The sequence below is a fragment of the Kineococcus rhizosphaerae genome (assembly GCF_003002055.1).
Classification (GTDB): Bacteria; Actinomycetota; Actinomycetes; order Actinomycetales; family Kineococcaceae; genus Kineococcus; species Kineococcus rhizosphaerae.
Window position 1 is genome coordinate 76,894 of sequence record NZ_PVZF01000010.1, and the last position, 15,941, is coordinate 92,834.

18 protein-coding genes are annotated in these 15,941 nt (G+C 75.3%); 6 read left to right on the forward strand and 12 right to left on the reverse strand.

Annotated elements, in window-relative coordinates:
* Positions 1 to 82: 82 nt before the first annotated feature.
* Both CLV37_RS18805 and CLV37_RS18810 read right to left on the reverse strand, forming a co-directional pair.
* A complete protein-coding gene (locus CLV37_RS18805) occupies positions 83 to 439 on the reverse strand; it encodes a hypothetical protein (protein WP_106213289.1) in 357 nt (118 codons plus the stop codon).
* Positions 440 to 544: 105 nt separating this feature from the next.
* A complete protein-coding gene (locus CLV37_RS18810; RefSeq protein ID WP_170127374.1) occupies positions 545 to 805 on the reverse strand; it encodes a WhiB family transcriptional regulator in 261 nt (86 codons plus the stop codon).
* 320 nt (positions 806 to 1,125) lie between these two features.
* Between CLV37_RS18810 and cofD the strand changes: the two genes are divergently transcribed.
* From cofD to CLV37_RS18825, 3 genes are read left to right on the forward strand one after another with little or no spacing between them, the layout of a single operon-like run.
* A complete protein-coding gene (gene cofD / locus CLV37_RS18815; RefSeq protein WP_106213500.1) occupies positions 1,126 to 2,139 on the forward strand; it encodes a 2-phospho-L-lactate transferase in 1,014 nt (337 codons plus the stop codon).
* Positions 2,136 to 3,173 (forward strand): coenzyme F420-0:L-glutamate ligase, encoded by a 1,038-nt coding sequence (cofE, locus tag CLV37_RS18820; RefSeq protein WP_106213293.1) that lies wholly within the window; start codon positions 2,136 to 2,138, stop codon positions 3,171 to 3,173. Before cofD ends, cofE begins: the two co-directional genes overlap by 4 nt.
* A complete protein-coding gene (locus tag CLV37_RS18825; protein WP_106213294.1) occupies positions 3,173 to 3,766 on the forward strand; it encodes a cyclase family protein in 594 nt (197 codons plus the stop codon). Before cofE ends, CLV37_RS18825 begins: the two co-directional genes overlap by 1 nt.
* Before the next feature lie 37 nt (positions 3,767 to 3,803).
* Here CLV37_RS18825 and CLV37_RS18830 read toward each other — a convergent pair whose 3' ends face one another.
* Entirely contained in the window at positions 3,804 to 4,751 is a 948-nt protein-coding gene (locus CLV37_RS18830; RefSeq protein WP_106213296.1) for a DNA-3-methyladenine glycosylase family protein, read from the reverse strand.
* On the reverse strand, positions 4,748 to 5,671 hold the full coding sequence (locus CLV37_RS18835; protein ID WP_106213298.1) for a DMT family transporter: 924 nt from the start codon (positions 5,669 to 5,671) through the stop codon (positions 4,748 to 4,750). The genes CLV37_RS18830 and CLV37_RS18835 overlap by 4 nt, the downstream gene beginning before the upstream one ends.
* A 50-nt stretch (positions 5,672 to 5,721) precedes the next feature.
* Between CLV37_RS18835 and CLV37_RS18840 the strand changes: the two genes are divergently transcribed.
* Positions 5,722 to 6,660: a LysR substrate-binding domain-containing protein gene (locus CLV37_RS18840; protein ID WP_106213300.1), complete on the forward strand. Its 939-nt coding sequence runs from the start codon at positions 5,722 to 5,724 to the stop codon at positions 6,658 to 6,660.
* A 39-nt stretch (positions 6,661 to 6,699) separates the two neighbouring features.
* Positions 6,700 to 7,218: a hypothetical protein gene (locus CLV37_RS18845; protein WP_106213302.1), complete on the forward strand. Its 519-nt coding sequence runs from the start codon at positions 6,700 to 6,702 to the stop codon at positions 7,216 to 7,218.
* Positions 7,219 to 7,422: 204 nt separating this feature from the next.
* On the opposite strand, the gene CLV37_RS28615 is transcribed toward CLV37_RS18845, so the two are convergent.
* The 6 genes from CLV37_RS28615 to CLV37_RS18870 form a co-directional block, all read right to left on the reverse strand.
* Positions 7,423 to 8,841, reverse strand: a complete 1,419-nt coding sequence (locus tag CLV37_RS28615) for a sensor domain-containing diguanylate cyclase (protein ID WP_170127362.1) — start codon at positions 8,839 to 8,841, stop codon at positions 7,423 to 7,425.
* Between the two features lie 96 nt (positions 8,842 to 8,937).
* The gene (locus CLV37_RS18855; protein WP_106213306.1) at positions 8,938 to 9,615 is read right to left on the reverse strand and encodes a Clp protease N-terminal domain-containing protein; all 678 of its coding nucleotides are present in this window, start codon (positions 9,613 to 9,615) and stop codon (positions 8,938 to 8,940) included.
* A gap of 156 nt (positions 9,616 to 9,771) precedes the next feature.
* Positions 9,772 to 10,740, reverse strand: coding sequence for a lysylphosphatidylglycerol synthase domain-containing protein (locus CLV37_RS18860; RefSeq protein ID WP_106213308.1), 969 nt, complete (start codon positions 10,738 to 10,740; stop codon positions 9,772 to 9,774).
* Positions 10,741 to 12,732 carry a glycosyltransferase gene (locus tag CLV37_RS18865; RefSeq protein ID WP_106213310.1) on the reverse strand — a complete coding sequence of 664 codons (1,992 nt, stop codon included), beginning with the start codon at positions 12,730 to 12,732 and terminating at the stop codon, positions 10,741 to 10,743.
* Complete coding sequence (locus tag CLV37_RS27750; protein WP_170127363.1) at positions 12,729 to 12,872, reverse strand: hypothetical protein; 144 nt, start codon at positions 12,870 to 12,872, stop codon at positions 12,729 to 12,731. Before CLV37_RS27750 ends, CLV37_RS18865 begins: the two co-directional genes overlap by 4 nt.
* Positions 12,869 to 13,795: a glycosyltransferase family 2 protein gene (locus tag CLV37_RS18870; protein ID WP_106213312.1), complete on the reverse strand. Its 927-nt coding sequence runs from the start codon at positions 13,793 to 13,795 to the stop codon at positions 12,869 to 12,871. The genes CLV37_RS27750 and CLV37_RS18870 overlap by 4 nt, the downstream gene beginning before the upstream one ends.
* Before the next feature lie 60 nt (positions 13,796 to 13,855).
* Here CLV37_RS18870 and CLV37_RS18875 point away from each other — a divergent pair, with 60 nt between their 5' ends.
* Positions 13,856 to 14,629 (forward strand): class I SAM-dependent methyltransferase, encoded by a 774-nt coding sequence (locus CLV37_RS18875; RefSeq protein WP_425433626.1) that lies wholly within the window; start codon positions 13,856 to 13,858, stop codon positions 14,627 to 14,629.
* A 46-nt stretch (positions 14,630 to 14,675) separates the two neighbouring features.
* Here the strand turns inward: CLV37_RS18875 and CLV37_RS18880 are convergent, their stop codons facing one another.
* Both CLV37_RS18880 and CLV37_RS18885 read right to left on the reverse strand, forming a co-directional pair.
* Complete coding sequence (locus tag CLV37_RS18880; protein ID WP_146149485.1) at positions 14,676 to 15,116, reverse strand: hypothetical protein; 441 nt, start codon at positions 15,114 to 15,116, stop codon at positions 14,676 to 14,678.
* A 130-nt stretch (positions 15,117 to 15,246) separates the two neighbouring features.
* Positions 15,247 to 15,921 (reverse strand): NAD(P)H-dependent oxidoreductase, encoded by a 675-nt coding sequence (locus tag CLV37_RS18885; protein WP_106213318.1) that lies wholly within the window; start codon positions 15,919 to 15,921, stop codon positions 15,247 to 15,249.
* Positions 15,922 to 15,941: the final 20 nt, after the last annotated feature.

Here is a 15,941-nt window from a genome sequence, read left to right on the forward strand (position 1 = left end):
GGTTGAGTGATCGTCGGGCGGAACGGCGTCCCTGAGGGTCCGTTCGGGTGGTTCCAGGGGTTCGTGAGCGCGGACGGGCGTGTCAGCGTTGCCAGAGGAGCGCGGCGAGCTCGGAGGCCACGGCCGCCGGGGCGGGCTCGGCGACGCTGAGGGAGACCACGGCGACCACGACGCGACCGTCGGGCCCGGTGTGGACGCGGACGCCGTGGGCACCCGAGGGCAGACCGAGGACGACGTCGTAGCCGGGGTCGCCGGCGGCCAGGTGAGCGACGGCGGTGACGGCGCGGGCGAGGTGGCCGTGGGGGTCGACGTCGGCGGGCTGCAGCGACGCGGCGGCCAGGGCCGTCGCGAACTCGTCCTTGACGACGCGGTCGACCTTGCCGTGCTCCTCCAGTCGTGAGGCGACGGCCTGCCGCCGCTCCCAGATCGACTGGCTCATGGAACCGCCCCCCGTGACCCGTGCTGACTCCGAGGACCGGCGGTCCCCCCGTCCTGACTTCTCGTCAGGTCCGGGGTGCGACTTCAGCGCGCGGGGGGAGGAATCTCAGCTGATCTGGCGCTTGAGGCGACGGCGCTCGCGCTCGGACAGCCCGCCCCAGATGCCGAAGCGCTCGTCGTTGCCGAGCGCGTACTCGAGGCACTCCTGGCGGACCTCGCAGCCGAGGCAGACGCGCTTGGCCTCGCGGGTGGACCCGCCCTTCTCGGGGAAGAAGGCCTCGGGGTCGGTCTGGGCGCAGAGCGCGAGCTCCTGCCAGCCCGGGTCCTCCGGGGTCAGGCCGGACAGGCCGGTCAGGCCCCCGGTCAGGTCGACGAGCGCGAGTTCGGGGCGACCGTCCGCCGACGGGAAGCCGACACCGTCCTCCGCGCCGTCCTCGTCCTCGAGGTACTCGATGTCATCGCTCACTGGTGCCCCCGCAGCCTCGGTCTGTCACTCCGCGTGATGTGCAAGTCACCGTGCGACCACCACTAGTGGAATTACACGCGTGTCGTCCCTCAGAGTCAAGCCCACCGTGGTATCTCGTGCTCCTCGTGCGGAGACCCTGACCACATCCGTCACACCAGGCACACGACCGGAACCCCTCGCCCGCTGGTCCGTTCGGGTGAGCAGGGTCGCGCCGGGGGATGATGGCCCCCGTGAGCGACGCGATCAGACCCCTTCGGATCACCGCACTGGCCGGTGGTGTGGGCGGCGCCCGGTTCCTGCGCGGCCTGCTGAACCACCTGGCCGCCGCCCAGGACCCCGTGCGCCGCGACGCCCGCGTCACCGTGATCAGCAACACCGCCGACGACATCACCCTGCACGGCCTGCGGATCTCCCCCGACCTCGACTCCGTGATGTACACCCTCGGCGGCGGCATCGACGAGGTCCGCGGCTGGGGGCGGGCCGAGGAGTCCTCCGGCGTCGCGGCCGAACTGGCCGTCTACGGCGCCGAACCGTCGTGGTTCACCCTGGGCGACAAGGACATCGCCACCCACCTCGTCCGCACCCGGATGCTCGCCGAGGGCGCCACCCTCTCGCAGGTCACCGCCCGGCTGTGCGAGCGCTGGCAGCCCGGGGTCCGCCTCCTGCCGATGACCGACGACGTCGTCGAGACGCACGTCGACCTCGCCGGACCGGACGGCTCGACGCGCCGCGTGCACTTCCAGGAGTGGTGGGTCCGCCTGCACGCGGCCGTGCCCGCGCTGGCCATCGAACCCGTCGGCGCGGCCGCCGCGACCCCCGCCCCCGGCGTGCTCGAGGCGGTCCGCGACGCCGACGTCGTCGTCCTGCCGCCCAGCAACCCCGTCGTCTCGATCGGGACGATCCTGCAGGTCCCCGGGATCCGCGACGCCCTCGCCGCGACGGCGGCCCCCGTCGTGGGCGTCTCCCCCGTGATCGGCGGCGCCCCCGTGCGCGGGATGGCCGACGCCTGCCTGGCCGCGATCGGCGTCCCCACGACCGCGGCCGCCGTCGCGGGTCTGTACGCCGACTTCCTCGACGGCTGGCTCGTGGCCGAGGAGGACGAGCCCCCGGTGCGCGCCGGTCTGCACGTGCGCCGCCGGCCGCTGCTCATGAGCGACCCGCGGGCCACGGCCGACCTGGCCGGCGCCGCGCTCGACCTCGCGCTCGAACTCGTCGACGCCGAGCGTGCCGCGTGAGCGCCCACTCCCCCCACCCCGTCCAGATCGTCGGGCTGACGGGCATCGGCGAGGTGCACGCCGGGGACGACGTCGCCCGGCTCGTCGTCGACGCCCTGCACCTGCAGCGGGCCTCCCTCAACGACGGCGACGTGATCGCGATCTCCAGCAAGGTCGTGTCCAAGGCCGCCGGCCTGAGCGTGCCCGCGACCGACCGCGACGAGGTCGTCCTGCGCGAGTCCCGGCGCCTGGTCGCCGCGCGCCGCACCCCGGCGGGCGTCTCGCGCGTCGTGCAGTCCGCGGCCGGGCCCGTCATGGCCGCCGCCGGCGTCGACGCCTCCAACGTCGAGGGCGACGTCGTGCTGACGCTGCCGCCCGACCCCGACGCCGCGGCCCGCGACCTGCGGGCCCGGCTGCACGAGCTGACCGGCGCCGTCGTCGGCGTCGTCGTCACCGACACCGCCGGGCGCCCCTGGCGCGCCGGGCAGACCGACTTCGCCCTCGGCGCCGCCGGGCTCGACGTCCTCGACGACCTGCGCGGGACCGTCGACGCGCAGGGCCGGGACCTGTCGGTGACCGCCCGCGCCCTCGTGGACGAGATCGCCGCCGCCGCCGACCTCGTCAAGGGCAAGACCTCGGGGGTCCCCGCCGCCCTGTTCCGGGGGTTCGCCGAGCTCGTCCTGCCGGCCGACGACCCCGGCCCGGGCGCCCGCTCGCTCGTGCGGGACGCGGCCGGCGACTGGTTCCGCCTCGGTCACGTCGAGGCCGTGCGCGCCGCCCTGGGCGCCGGCGCCGTCGAACCCCCGCCCGTGACGCCCGGCACCCTGACCGAACGCCTCGAACGCACCGCCGAGGTGGCCCTGGCCGCCGGGCCCGTCCTCGACGGGAAGGTGTTCGTGAAGGGCCCGGCGCTGCACCTGGAGGCCGCCGACGACTTCTCCCTCGGCGTCCTCACCCAGCGGGTGCTGTCGGCGCTGTGGACGGAGTTCCTCGCCGGTCTCGTCCACCGCGTCCCCGACGGGGTCGTCGTGCGGGTCGTCGAACTCCCCCGCTGATGTGGGTCGACCTGACCCGGCCCCTGCACCCGGGGATGCCGGTGTTCCCCGGCGACCCGGAGTTCTCGGCCCGGGTCGTGGCGGGTGACGGTTTCCGCATCACCGAGCTCGCGCTGGGCTCGCACACGGGGACCCACGTCGACGCCCCGGCGCACGTCGACCCCGACGGTCCGGCGATCGACGAACTCCCCCTGGACCTGTTCGCCGGCGAGGCCGTCGTGCTCGACGTCCGCGGGGCCACGGCGATCGAGCGGCTGCCCGACGTCTCCGGGTGCCGGATCGTGCTGCTGCGCAGCGGGTCCGACGAGACCCACCTCACGGTCGCGGCAGCCCGGGCGCTGCGGGAGGCGGGGGTGCGGACCGTCGGGATCGACGGCCCCAGCGTCGACGCCCCCGGCACCCTCGCCGTCCACCGGGTCCTGCTCGGGACGCGGGACGACCCGGGGGTCCTCGTGGAGAACCTCACGAACCTGGCGGCACTGCCGGGGCGGGTGGAGTTCTTCGCCGTGCCGCTGGCCCTGAGCGGCGGGGACGGGTCGCCGGTGCGGGCGTTCGCGCGGGCGCTCGGGACGCTGCGCGGTCCGGGCGCCTGAACGGTCATCGATCGTGCCCGGCTCACCGGGCCCCGCCTCAGCGCGCGGAGAACGCCCCCCGCCGCACCGCCCGGTTCGGGGTGTGCGTCGGCAGGGTCATCCGCGGCGCCCGCCGCGGCCGCACCACCCCGGCGAAGGCCAGCAACTGCTGCACGCGGTAGCGGTGCCCGCGGTAGCACTCGATGACCTCGGCGCAGCCGGCGTCGTCGAGGACCTCCCCCGTCAGCGCGAACGACACGTTCTTGGCGACGTGGTAGTCGCCGAAGCTGAACGCGTCGGCGTGGCCGTGGGCGCGCTGGCGGACCTCCGCCGACGTCCACACCCCGATCCCCGGCAGCGACCGCAACGCGCGGTCGGCCTCCTCCGGGCCCATCCCCAGCGTGCGTTCGAGGCCCGTGGCGCGGGACGCGGCGAGGATCGTGACCTTGCGGCGGCGCAGCTCCACCCCGGCCTGCAGCCACTCCCAGGACGGGATGCGGGTCCACTGCTCGGGGGTCGGCGACAGCATCAGCCCGCCCGGCCCGGGGGCGGGTTCGCCGAACCGCTGCACGAGTCGGCGCCACGCGGCGAACGCCTCGACGCAGGTGACGACCTGCTCCAGCGCCGAGGCGGAGACCGCCTCGAACACGGCGCGGGTGCGGGTGGTGCGCCAGTGCGGGTTCGCCCGCCAGGACTGGACCAGGAGCGGGTGCTCGGGGTTCGGGACGAAGTCGGCCCAGGTGTCGTCGGCGGCGCCCAGCAGCTCGGGGACCCCGGCGAGCACCCAGTCCGCGCCGGGCCCCCAGGCCTGCGCCTCGACGGCGTCGCGCAGGCCCCGCACGCGCAGCGTCACGGGGCCTTCCGGGGTGCGCGTGGCGCGCCAGAACGTCCCGTCGGGGTCGAGGCGGTGGGTCGGGTCCCCGGCCCCGCGGCGCAGCGGGGTGAGCATGGCGGCGACGGGGACGGGGCGGCCGGGGGTCCAGCGCAGTTCCCCGTCCGGCGTCATGCCTCCACGGTAAGCGGCGCCGCGGGCTGCCCGGGCGCGTTCCGGGCGGGTTCGCGGGGGCCGCGGGTCGTCAGGAAGGAACCGGCGAGCACCAGCGCGAACCCGGCGACGGTGGTGAGGGTGATCCGCTCCCCCAGCACGACGGCCCCGGCCACGACGGCGACGACGGGGTTGACGTAGACGATGGAGGTGGAGCGCACCGGGCCGATCTCGCCCACGAGGGCGAACAGCAGGAGGAAGGCCCCCGCGGTGCAGACGAGGGCGAGGACGACGACCGAGGCCACGACGGGGGCGGACACCGCGTCCGGCAGGCCCGGCCCGAGCGCCACGACGGGGACGTAGACGAGGGCGGAGAGCACGAGGCTGGCGAGGACGACGGCCATCCCGGGCAGCTCGGACAGGTGGCGGGCGAGGATCGCGGGCCCGACGGCGTACCCGACCACGACGACGGCCAGCTCGGCGACGGCGCCGAACTGGGTGGGGACGAGGTCGAAGCCGACGAGGGTCGCCACCCCCAGGGTCCCCAGGGCCAGACCGGCCCAGCCGAGGCCGCCGAGGCGCTCGGAGCGCCGGGTCGCGAGGGCGAGGACCGCACCGACCACGGGCACCGCGGAGATGATGACGGCGGTCGTGGAGCTGGGCAGGTCGTGCTCGGCCCGGGCCAGGAACAGCCAGGGGCCGACGATCTCGAACCCGGTGTAGGCGACGACGGCCTTCCAGTGCCGCGCCAGCGTCGGCAGGCTGTCGCGCACCTCCTTGCGGGACAACGCGATGGGTGCGAGCACGAGCGCGGCGACGGCCGTGCGGGCCAGCACGAGCGTGGACGGGGCGAGCTCGTCGCCCGCGACCTTGATGAGCAGGTAGGGGATGCCCCAGGCGACGCCGAGGGCGGCGAACATCAGGGCGGCGCGGCGGGTCACGCCTCGATCGTCCACCCCCGGCGAACGTTCAGTCCAGCTAGAGTTTCCTCATGAGTCTCGACAGTGAGGACTTCACGATCGACCTGCGCAGGCTCCGCCTCCTGCGCGAGGTGGAGCGGCGCGGCACGGTCGCCGCGACCGCCGCCGCCCTGCACCTGACCCCCTCGGCCGTCTCGCAGCAGCTCGCCGGCCTGGCCCGCGACCTCGACGTCCCGCTCTTCGAGCGCCAGGGCCGCGGCGTCCGGCTCACGGGTCAGGCCCGCGTCCTGCTCGCGCACGCCGACGCCGTCGCCGCCCAGCTCGAGAAGGCCCGCGCCGACCTCGTCGCCTTCGACGCCGGGGCGGTCGGGGAGGTCCGGATCGGGTCGCTGGCCACCGCCGTCTTCGCCGTCGTCGCCCCCGCGTTGCGACGGCTGCGCCGCGACCGCCCCGGGCTGCGGCTGCTGGTGCGCGAACGCGACCCCGTCGTGGCGATCGCGGGGCTGGACGCCGGCGAGCTCGACGTCGTGGTCGCCGTCGACCACCCGGGCGGCCCGCGCCGCGATGACGCCCGCTACGACCGCGTCGACCTGCTGACCGACGTCCTGGACGTCCTGCTGCCGGCCGACCACCGGCTCGCCGACCGCGACGAGGTCGACCTCGCCGAACTGGCCCGCGAGGAGTGGATCGCCGCGGCCGCCGACGACGCGTGCGCGCAGATCACCATGGGCGCCTGCGCGGCCGCGGGCTTCTCCCCCGACGTGCGTCACCACACCGGCGAGTACGACGCCCTGGCGGCCCTGGTGGCTGCGGGGGCGGGGGTCGCGCTCGTCCCGCGACTGGCGCACCCGTTGCGGCCCAGCGGGTTGCGCGTGGTGCCCCTGACCGGCCCGCCGCCCGCGCGGTCGATCTACGCGGCGACCCGGGCCGGGCGCGGCACCGACGCCCCGACGGCCGCGGTGCTCGAGGAGTTCCGGCGGGTCGCCACGGAGCGCCCCGACGCCTCGTGACCCCTTGACTGTGCAACGGCGTAATCGTGTAATCGCTGCATGAGCGATGACGCCGACATCGCGGCCTGGCTCTCCGGCCGGTTGCCGCAGGACTGGTTCGAGACCGCCCCCGCGGTCTCCGTCGACCGCGAGGAGATCGTGGTCACCGGACGGCTCGCCGTCCCCGAGAGCACCGAGGGCGGTGACGGCACCGGCAGCGGGGCCACCCGTCGCGCCGAAGCGGGCCGCGTCGCCCGCTTCCGCGAGGAGACCCGCCCCGCCCGCATGCGGATCGCCGACGAGGCCGAGTCCCTGTTCGGCCGCAAGGTCGCCTGGGGCGCGGCGTGCGGTCAGACCGAGGAGCTGTTCACCAACCTCGCCACCCCCGTCATGACGCGGCTGCGCCAACCCCAGCGCCAGGTGCTCGACACCCTCGTCGACGCCGGCGTCGCCCGGACCCGCTCCGAGGCGCTCGCCTGGTGCGTGCGCCTCGTCGGGCAGCACCAGCGGGACTGGATCGAGTCGCTGCGCGAGGCGCTCGCGGGGGTCGAGGAGGCGCGGGCGGCCGGGCCCGCCTGACCGGGGCGGCTCCGGTCGCGGGTGCCCGGCGTCAGTCGACGGTCCAGTTCTCCCAGCGGTCCTGCTCCCACAACGTGGTGCGCAGGTCGTCGGTGTCGGTCACGACGGGCAGCGGCGAGTCCAGGACGACGGCGGTCTGGGGGGTCATGGCGGTTCCTCTCGTGGTGGGCTGACCCGGCCAGTCTCAGCGCCGGTCCGGGCCCGTCACCCCGTGCTCACGGGAGAAGTTCGGGCGTTCTTCACGCTCGCGGAAGACCGCGCGCGCAGGCGCCGGGACCTCTTCTTGCCCTCGTACATCCGGGCGTCCGCCGCGCGCAGCAGCCCGGGCACGTCCTGCCCGTGTTCGGGCAGCAGCGCGGTCCCGACGCTCGCCCCCACGCCCACCCGGACGCCGTCGACCGTCAGGGGTTCGGCCACGGCCGCCGCGACCCGGCGGGCGAGCGCCGCGGCCTCCGGGGCCGACACCCCGCGCGCCAGGACGGCGAACTCGTCGCCGCCGAGCCGGGCGGGGACGTCGCCCTCCCGGACGACGGCGCCCAGGCGCCGGGCGACCACCCGCAGGAGCTCGTCGCCGGCGTGGTGGCCCAGGGTGTCGTTGACCTGCTTGAACCCGTCGAGGTCGAGGAGCAGCAGCGCACCCCCGTCCTGCGGCGCGGCGGGCAGGAGCTCGGCGAGCGCCGTGAGCAGCCTTCCGCGGTTGGGCAGCCCGGTCAGCCCGTCGTGGTCGGCGCGGTGCCGCAGCTCGGCGAGCAGCTCGTGCTCGGCCTGGCGCGAGCGGGCGCTGTCGACGACCAGCGCGCCCTGCAGGGACAGCTGCCGCGCCACCCGGCGCTCGTGCTCGGTCCAGGTGCGGGTGCGGCTCACGTCCCCGCACAGGACCATCCCGACGAACCCGCGCGCCGACCGCAGCGGCAGCGCGGCGTACGAGAGCAGTTCCATGGTGGCGACGAACCCGCCCGGGCGGCCCGGCGTGGCCACGGCGCAGTCGGCCAGCACCGGCTCGCCGAGCTCCTGGGCGCGCCGCCACACGGGCGAGCCCAGCGCGGACCGGCCGACGAGCTGCGCCCGCAGCGCGGCCGCGACGGACTCGGGGACGCCGAGGCCGAGCAGGTCGAGGATGCGCCCGTCCTCCTCGCACAGGTGCACGGCGACGCGCTCGGTCCGCAGCGCGTCGGCGCTGACCCGCGCGAGCACCTCGGCGGCCTGGTGGACGGACGTGGCCCGGGTGCCCTCCTCGAACAGGCGCCGCACGGCGTCGGCTGCGACGGCGTCCAGCTCCCGGGCGCGCCGGATGGTCTCGGCCTTGAGCAGGACGGCCACGTGGTGCGCGACGGCGGCCAGCACGGACGGCGCGGGGGCCGCGGCACCCGGGCCGGTGCACCGCAGCTGCAGCCGCCCGACCGCCTCGCCGAGCAGCAGCAGCGGGACGACCAGCGCGCCCGCGGCGGCCGGTTCCCCCGGCGCCAGGACGCGGGCGTCGCGGACACCGCACGGGCCGGCCAGCCGGTCGACGACGAGGGCCAGAACGTCCTCGAGCCCGACGTCCTCGCGCGTGACGGCGTCGAGCAGGTCGGCGGGCAGCGCCCACTGCGCGTCGCGCGACGGCGCAGTCGGGAGCTCCACCCCCGGTACGTCGGCCGGCCCCGGGCGGGGCTGGACCCGTCCGGGAGCCGTCGCGCCGGGAATCACCCGACTGCCGCAGGGACCGGTCGCGCAGGGCTACCCGGAGACGGCCTCGGCCCGCACGCCCAGGCCCGACAGGATCCCGGTCCCGTCCTCGACGGCCAGCAGCGCGAGCAGGACGTGGACGGCGTCGACGTGCTCGGCCCCCCGGGCCTGCGCCTGGGCGAACGTGCCCTCCAGCACCGCCCTGGTCTGCGCGTCGAAGGGGATCAGCGCGGGCACGTCCGCGGACGCCGGGGGCAGGCAGGCCCGCGCGACGCGCCGGACCTCCTCCAGGGACACGCCCTGGGCCGTGACGGCCTGCCCCACGGCGTCCTGGTCCAGCGCGGCCAGCAGGAGGTGCGGGACGGCGATCGTCGCGCTGCTCCCCGCGCGGGCGAGTTCCTGCGCCCCGACGACGACGGCGCGCGCGGAGTCGGTGAAGCGGCTGAACCCCTGGCTGGCGTCGAGCGGTTCCGGCGTCCCGTCGTCCTTGCTGACGAAGCGCTTCTGGGCCGCCTGGCGGGTCACGCCCATGCTGACGCCGATCTGCGACCAGGAGGCCCCGGAGCGGCGTGCCTGGTCGACGAAGTGGCCGATGAGCGCGTCGGCGGTCTCCCCGAGGTGGTCCCCGAGGACGACGGCGTCGCTGAGGCGTTCGAGCGGGGTGTCGTGGCGGCCGGCGACGGCGCGGATGAGGTCGTCGAGCCGGACGAGCTGCGTGGAGTCGGTCATGCGTCAACCGTAGGTTGACACTGTCGGGGCGTCAACCGCTGGTTGACACCTGCGGCCTCCGACGGTCCGGGGCTCGCCCGGGGGGGGTGGGTCGTGGACGCATCGCGCCAATGGGTTCGGCGCGATGCGTCCACGACCCGGTCCCGAGCGGGCGGGTCAGCGGCGGGAGCGCTCGGCCTTGACCTTCGCCGCGATCTCGGCGCGGTGACCGGCCAGGGCGGCGAAGGCGAGCACCAGGTCCGAGACGGTCAGCAGCACCCGGGACCCGAGGACGACGACGGCCGCTCCCCCACCGCCGAGGGCCAGGCCGAGCACCGCCCCCAGGACGAGTTCGCGCGCCCCGGCCCCCGCGGGCGCCAGGACGACGAAGAACCCGACCATCCACGCCACGACGTACCCGCCGAGCGCGAGCGCCAGCGTGGACCCGGTCGACCAGTCCGACCCCACCGCGCGGGCGAGGACGAAGACCTGCAGCCCGACGGCGATCCAGGACCCCGTCGCCCAGCCGGCGGAGGCGAGCAGCCCGCGCAGGGTGACGCGGTGCTCGAGGGGTTCCTGACGGGCCAGGCGCAGCAGGAGCGCCAGCAGCCGGTTGGTGACGGCGGGCACCAGCAGGACGAGCAGCAGCGGTGTGGTCCAGCGCAGCCAGCCGGTCCACTCCCAGCCGGCGATGGCCCTGCCGTGCAGGGCGATCGGCAGGACGCCGGTGACGATCAGCGACGCCGTCGTGAGGGAGACGAGCAGGGCGACGACGAGCGCGGACCCCGTGCGCCGCCGCGGCACGCCGTGGTCGCGGGCGAGCTCGGCCTGGGCGACGAACTGGAACACGCTGCCGGGGATGTACCGGCCGAGCTGGCCGACGAAGAACACCCGGGAGGCGGCGCCGACGGGCAGCTTCGAGCCGAGGTCGCCCATGACCGAGCGCCACGACGCCCCGGACAGCGCGACGTTGGCCAGGGAGCAGACGAGCGCGAGCAGCACCGACAGCGCGTCGAGCCGGGACCACGCGGCGGCGATCTCGGTGCGGTCGCGCACGACGTACGCGACGGCCAGGCCGAGGGCGACGACGAGGAACCCGATCCGGACGGCGCGCGAGCGCAGGACCCCCAGGAGCGTGGAGACCACTCAGCGCCGCACGAACGTCAGCAGGACGAACGTGTAGTCGAGCCCGGTCCGCTTCCAGTGCACGGGCCGTTCGGGGTGGGCCAGGACGTCGTCGGTGAGGTCACCCACGAGGTCGAGGCCGACGCGGCCGGCGAGCGCGACGAGGTCGCGCAGGTCGGCCGGGGAGAAGATCTTCACGGGTGCGCCGTAGGCGGTGACCCCGGTGGTGTCCGGCGGGTCCTGGTCGTAGTCGGTGGACAGGGCCAGGACGCCACCGGGGCGCAGGACGCGGGCGGTCTCGGTGAGGAAACCCTCGATCGGGACCCCGTGCTCGATGACGGACATGCACGTCACGGCGTCGAGGGAGGCGTCGGCCAGGCCCGTGTCGGTGACGTCGCCGCGGCGGAACTCGACGCCGTCGCGGTGCACGGTGGCCCCGAACTCCAGGTTGATCCCGGCCAGGGAGCCCCTCTCGCGGCCCAGGCCGTACAGCCGCAGCCACGGCAGGACCGGTGAGTAGCGGGCCGAGCCGGCGTCGAGGACGCGGGCGGTGCGCGAGCCGTCGTCGGCGAGGGTCAGGACGGCGGCGACGGCGCCGAGCGCGTCCCAGTTCTTCGGGGCGTCGGGGTGGGCGGGCAGGCGCAGCCGGGCGGTCTGGGCGACGGCGTCGGCGACCTCGGCGGAGTCGTGCAGGACGCCGGTGCGCGGGACGCCGGAGGGCACGGGCCGGTCCGCGGGGGCCAGTCCGAGCCGGTGCTTCGCCAGCTGCTCGCCCACGCGGCGCTGGACGCCGACACGGGTCCACAGGGCGTGCTCGGCGCCGCGCTTGGCGACGGCGAGCAGCCGGCCCCCGGGCGGGGCGGCGGCCGTGCCGCCCTCGGCGGCGTGGTCGACGGCGGCGGCGTAGGCGTCCCAGGGACCCTCGAGGTCGGGGGCTTCGACGTTGTCCCGCAGGCGTTTCAGCCCGCCGTCGGCCAGCCGCAGGATGCCGTCGGCGAGGGCCCGGACGCTGCCGGGTTCGACGAGGACCCCGTCGACGTCGTCGCGGACCTGCGCGGGGAAGGAGCCGACGCGGGTGGCGAGGACGGGCAGGCCGTGGGCGAAGGCGAGGACCGCGTTCTGCGAGGCCGTCCCCGACCGGTAGGGCAGGACGACGGCGTCGTGGGCGGCCATCAGCCCGGCGATCTCGGACGCGGGGACGTACCCCTCGCGCAGCTCGACGTGGCCGCGCATCCCGGGGGCGGTGGCGAGCTCGCGGACGCGGCGGCCGGCCGCGCCCCACAGCTCACCGGCGATGGTGAGGCGGGCGTCGAACCCGCGCTGGTGGACCTCGGCGAGAGCCTCGAGGAGCAGGTCGAGGCCCTTGTACTCGCGCACGACGCCCAGGCTCAGCAGCCGGACGCCGCCGTCGCGCGGGACGCGGGACCCGGCTTCGCCCGCGAGCCGGGGACCGCCGGGCAGGTGCGGGGGCAGGTCGGCCTGCACGACGCGGCGGGCGCCGTGGGCGTGGGCCAGCGCGGCCTGCGCGTCGGAGTGCACGACGACGCCGTCGACGGCCGCGAACAGGCGGCGGACGAGGAGCTCGTCACCGGGCTTCGGCTCGTGGGGCAGGACGTTGTGCGCGACGACGACGGTGCGGGCCGTGCTGCGGGCGACCTTCATCGCGGCCAGGACCGTCAGCAGCGCGGGGACCTGCAGCGGGACGACGTGGGCCAGGACGACGAGGTCCGCCCCGGCCAGCCGGCGGCCCGTCGACCACCAGGACGCCGGCGACGACCAGGACAGCGGGCGCAGGGTCGGGGTGAATTCGGGCACCTCGGGAGTGGCGTCGGGCAGGCCCACCTGCCCCGGGTAGAGCAGCTCGGGGTACAGCCTGCTCCACGAGACGAGCTTCACGTCGGCGGCCGGGTCCTGCGCCAGGTGCCGGGCGAGCTCGGTGGTGTGGACGGCGATGCCGCCCTTGTTCGGGTGGGCCGGGCCGACGACCGCGATCTTGCGCCGCTCGTCGCTCACGCGATCCCCCCGGTCCGCTCCGTCGCGCCGCCGGTGACGGCGCCTTCTTCCGGGACCGCGCAGCGAATCCGTCTGGAGCCGGCGCCCAGCGCCGGACGCGTTCCCTGCGTCCAGGCGCCGTCGCGGCGCTCGTCGCTCACGCGCTGTCCCTCGAGCGCACGACGAGGTCGGCGAGCAGCGCGACCGCCCCCACGAGCAGACCCGACACCAGCAGCAGCACCGTGTTGGCCGGGAAGTAGAAGGGGTGGCGGACCATGTCGACGACGCCCTTGACGAACCCGAGGCCGAACAGGGTCAGCGCCAGCGGCATGAGCACGCGCAGCGGCTCGAAGTACATGATCATCCGCAGCACCTGCAGGATGTACCGGTAGGCGTCCTTGGTGAAGTGGAACTTCGACTTCCCCGCCCGCTTGGCGTAGGTCGTCGGCACGTACTTGATGTCGTGCTGGTTGCACAGGAACGACAGCGTGATCGTCGTGACGCACGAGAAACCGGCCGGCAGCAGCCGCAGGTACGGCAGCGACACCGACTTGCGGAACGCGCGCAGCCCGGAGTTCAGGTCCGGGATGCGCTGGCGGGCCAGGACCTCGGCGACCTTGCGGATGACGAACTTGGCCGGCACGCGCAGCGCCTTGTGCGAGCCCTCCTCGGTGGTGCGCGCGCCGACGACCTGGTCGTAGGAGTCGTCGTCCAGCAGCACCCGGACCAGCTCGGGGATGCGCTCGTTCTCGTACGACATGTCGGCGTCGGTCCACACGACGATCTCGCCGCGGGCCATCTGGGTGCCGATGCGCCGGACCGTGCCTGAGCCGCCGTTGCGGCGGAAGGCCACGACGCGCAGGTGCGGGTACTCGTCCTCGACCGAGCGCAGCACCTTCAGGGTGTCGTCGGTGGAGCAGTCGTCGACCGCCAGCAGCTCGTACGGCATGCCGTCGTCGTCCATCACCTTGGTGATGCGCTGGATCTCCAGCAGGACGTGCGCCTCCTCGTTGTAGCAGGGCAGCACGATGGTGGCGACGGGGGCTGGTCCGCTCAGGGGCTGGACCTCATCTTCGACAGGCATGGCGGGGTGAGCTTACCCACGGACGGGGCGGTTCCCGGGGAGCCGCCGCGGGGCGGCACGATGGCGGGCATGAGCCAGCCCGGGCCCCCTGGAGACCGAACCGGAGATCGCGTCGTGGACCGCGCCCGGTCCTTCGGGGCCGTCGCCGACGTCTACGACCGCGCCCGCCCCAGCTACCCCGCCGAGGCGCTCGACTGGCTGCTGCCCGACGGTGCCCGCCGGGTCCTGGACCTGGGCGCCGGCACCGGCAAGCTGACGCGGTCGCTGGTGGCCCGCGGCCTGGACGTCGTCGCCGTCGAACCGGCGCCGGGGATGCGCGAGCAGTTCGCGAAGGTGCTGCCCGGGGTCGAGGTCCTCGACGGCACGGGCGAGTCGATCCCCCTGCCCGACGGGTCCGTCGACGCCGTGCTCATGGCGCAGGCCTGGCACTGGGTGGACCCCGCCACCGCCTCCCCCGAGGTCGCCCGCGTCCTGCGCCCCGGGGGCCGCCTCGGCCTGCTGTGGAACGTGCGCGACGCGGGCGTCGACTGGATCGCCCGCCTGGACCGCCTCCTGCCCGGACCCGGGGAGGAGCAGCTCGGCAGCCTCGCGCCCCGCGTCGGGCCGCCGTTCGGGCCCGTCGAGCGCTACGACGTGCGCTGGTCGGACCCGGTCACGCTCGACTCCCTGCTGGACCTGACGCGCTCGCGGTCCTGGGTGATCGCCCTGACGCCGCAGCGGCGCGAGGAGGTGCTCGAGGACGTGCGGGCCCAGGCGCAGGCGCACCTGGCCGAGACGGGGTCGCTGGCGCTGGAGTACGTCACGCGGTGCTCGCGGGCGACGCTGCCGCGCTGAGCCGTCCCACGCGACGGGCCGCGCACCGGTCGACCCCGCGACGCTCTCAACCCCGCCGACCGGCCCGCTGCAGGTGGTCCGTGAGCTCGGCGAGCTCGGCCTGCTCCACCCGCGGCGCGAAGTCCAGCCCCTCCGACGCCACGACGCCCGTGCCGCTGCCGGCGACGGTCACGAACCAGGCCGCCTCCGCCCCGAACCAGTGCGCCTGCCCCAGCGCCCCGTGGTCCTCGGGAACGTCCCGGCTGGTGATGCGCACCAGCTGCCCGTCGCGTCCGTAGGGCGGGCGCGGCACCACCAGCTCCACCGCGACCTGCTCCGGCCGCACCCCCAGCAGCCGTGCGGCACCCTCCGCGGCCAGCCGGTCCAGCTGCCCGGTCTCGTTCGTCGCCCCCACCTCGACCTCCCCGGCGGGGCCGACGACGAGCACGGTGTACGAGCGGTCCGGCTCGTGCCGCACCCGCGCGCGGACCACCGTCTCCTCAGCCATCCCGCCACCCTCTCCCCACGAGCCTCCGGGCGCCAGGGACTCCACGGTCGTCCCGCCGGCCACGAGGTCACGGTCGTGCCGGTGAGCGGGAGATCGCCGAGCCGGTTCTGCTGACGCGGTGCGAGGGCAGTCAATCGCCCAGGAGGTTCGCGATGTGGGCTTGGACGTGCGCCAGGGCCGCGGCGCGTTCGGCCCCGTCGAGGCGGGTCGGGCCGTAGGTGATCACGGGCGGCAGGACGTCGTAGCCGACGAACTCGAGCATGCCGCGGTGGATGTGGAAGAGGAAGGCATCGATGTCCCCGTACCCGCCGGGCGCCGCTGGAGCGAAGGCGGGCTGAGCGCCACCAGTGGTCAGCACCACGATGGCCTTCTTCCCCCGCAGGCCACCTCGCTCGAAGATTCCGTGCTCACCGCCGAAGGTGGCACCCATGACGAAGACGCGGTCCACCCACCCCTTCATGATGGCCGGCATCGAGAACCACCACAGCGGGAACGACAACACGAGCAGGTCGGCCTGCTGCACCTGTCGCAGGTGGGCGGCAACCGGATCGTCGAGGGTGCCGGTGACCACGGCCTGCATCTGCTCGGCTTGAGGCTTGAAGTAGCCGGGACCGTCCATGAAGTGCTCGCGCGCGAGCACTGGATCCCACCCCTCGGCGTAGAGGTCGATCTGGTGGACCTGGACATCTCGTGAGCGCAACTGCTCGGCGACAGCAGCGGCCTGAGCCGAGGAGAAGGAATCGGGTTCGGGGTGGGCGTGGACGATCAGGGCGCTGCGCGTGGGAGCGGCAGGGGGCGTCGACATGCCGCCATCGTATCGACGAC

Coding starts and splice junctions, on each gene's coding strand:
- CLV37_RS18880 (WP_146149485.1), bottom strand. CDS start 15,116: ATGGCTGAGGAGACGGTGGTCCGCGCGCGGGTGCGGCACGAGCCGGAC.
- CLV37_RS18855 (WP_106213306.1), bottom strand. CDS start 9,615: ATGACCGACTCCACGCAGCTCGTCCGGCTCGACGACCTCATCCGCGCC.
- CLV37_RS18805 (WP_106213289.1), bottom strand. CDS start 439: ATGAGCCAGTCGATCTGGGAGCGGCGGCAGGCCGTCGCCTCACGACTG.
- CLV37_RS18840 (WP_106213300.1), top strand. CDS start 5,722: ATGAGTCTCGACAGTGAGGACTTCACGATCGACCTGCGCAGGCTCCGC.
- CLV37_RS18830 (WP_106213296.1), bottom strand. CDS start 4,751: ATGACGCCGGACGGGGAACTGCGCTGGACCCCCGGCCGCCCCGTCCCC.
- CLV37_RS18825 (WP_106213294.1), top strand. CDS start 3,173: ATGTGGGTCGACCTGACCCGGCCCCTGCACCCGGGGATGCCGGTGTTC.
- cofD (WP_106213500.1), top strand. CDS start 1,126: ATGGCCCCCGTGAGCGACGCGATCAGACCCCTTCGGATCACCGCACTG.
- CLV37_RS18845 (WP_106213302.1), top strand. CDS start 6,700: ATGAGCGATGACGCCGACATCGCGGCCTGGCTCTCCGGCCGGTTGCCG.
- CLV37_RS18885 (WP_106213318.1), bottom strand. CDS start 15,921: ATGTCGACGCCCCCTGCCGCTCCCACGCGCAGCGCCCTGATCGTCCAC.
- CLV37_RS18870 (WP_106213312.1), bottom strand. CDS start 13,795: ATGCCTGTCGAAGATGAGGTCCAGCCCCTGAGCGGACCAGCCCCCGTC.
- CLV37_RS18875 (WP_425433626.1), top strand. CDS start 13,856: ATGGCGGGCATGAGCCAGCCCGGGCCCCCTGGAGACCGAACCGGAGAT.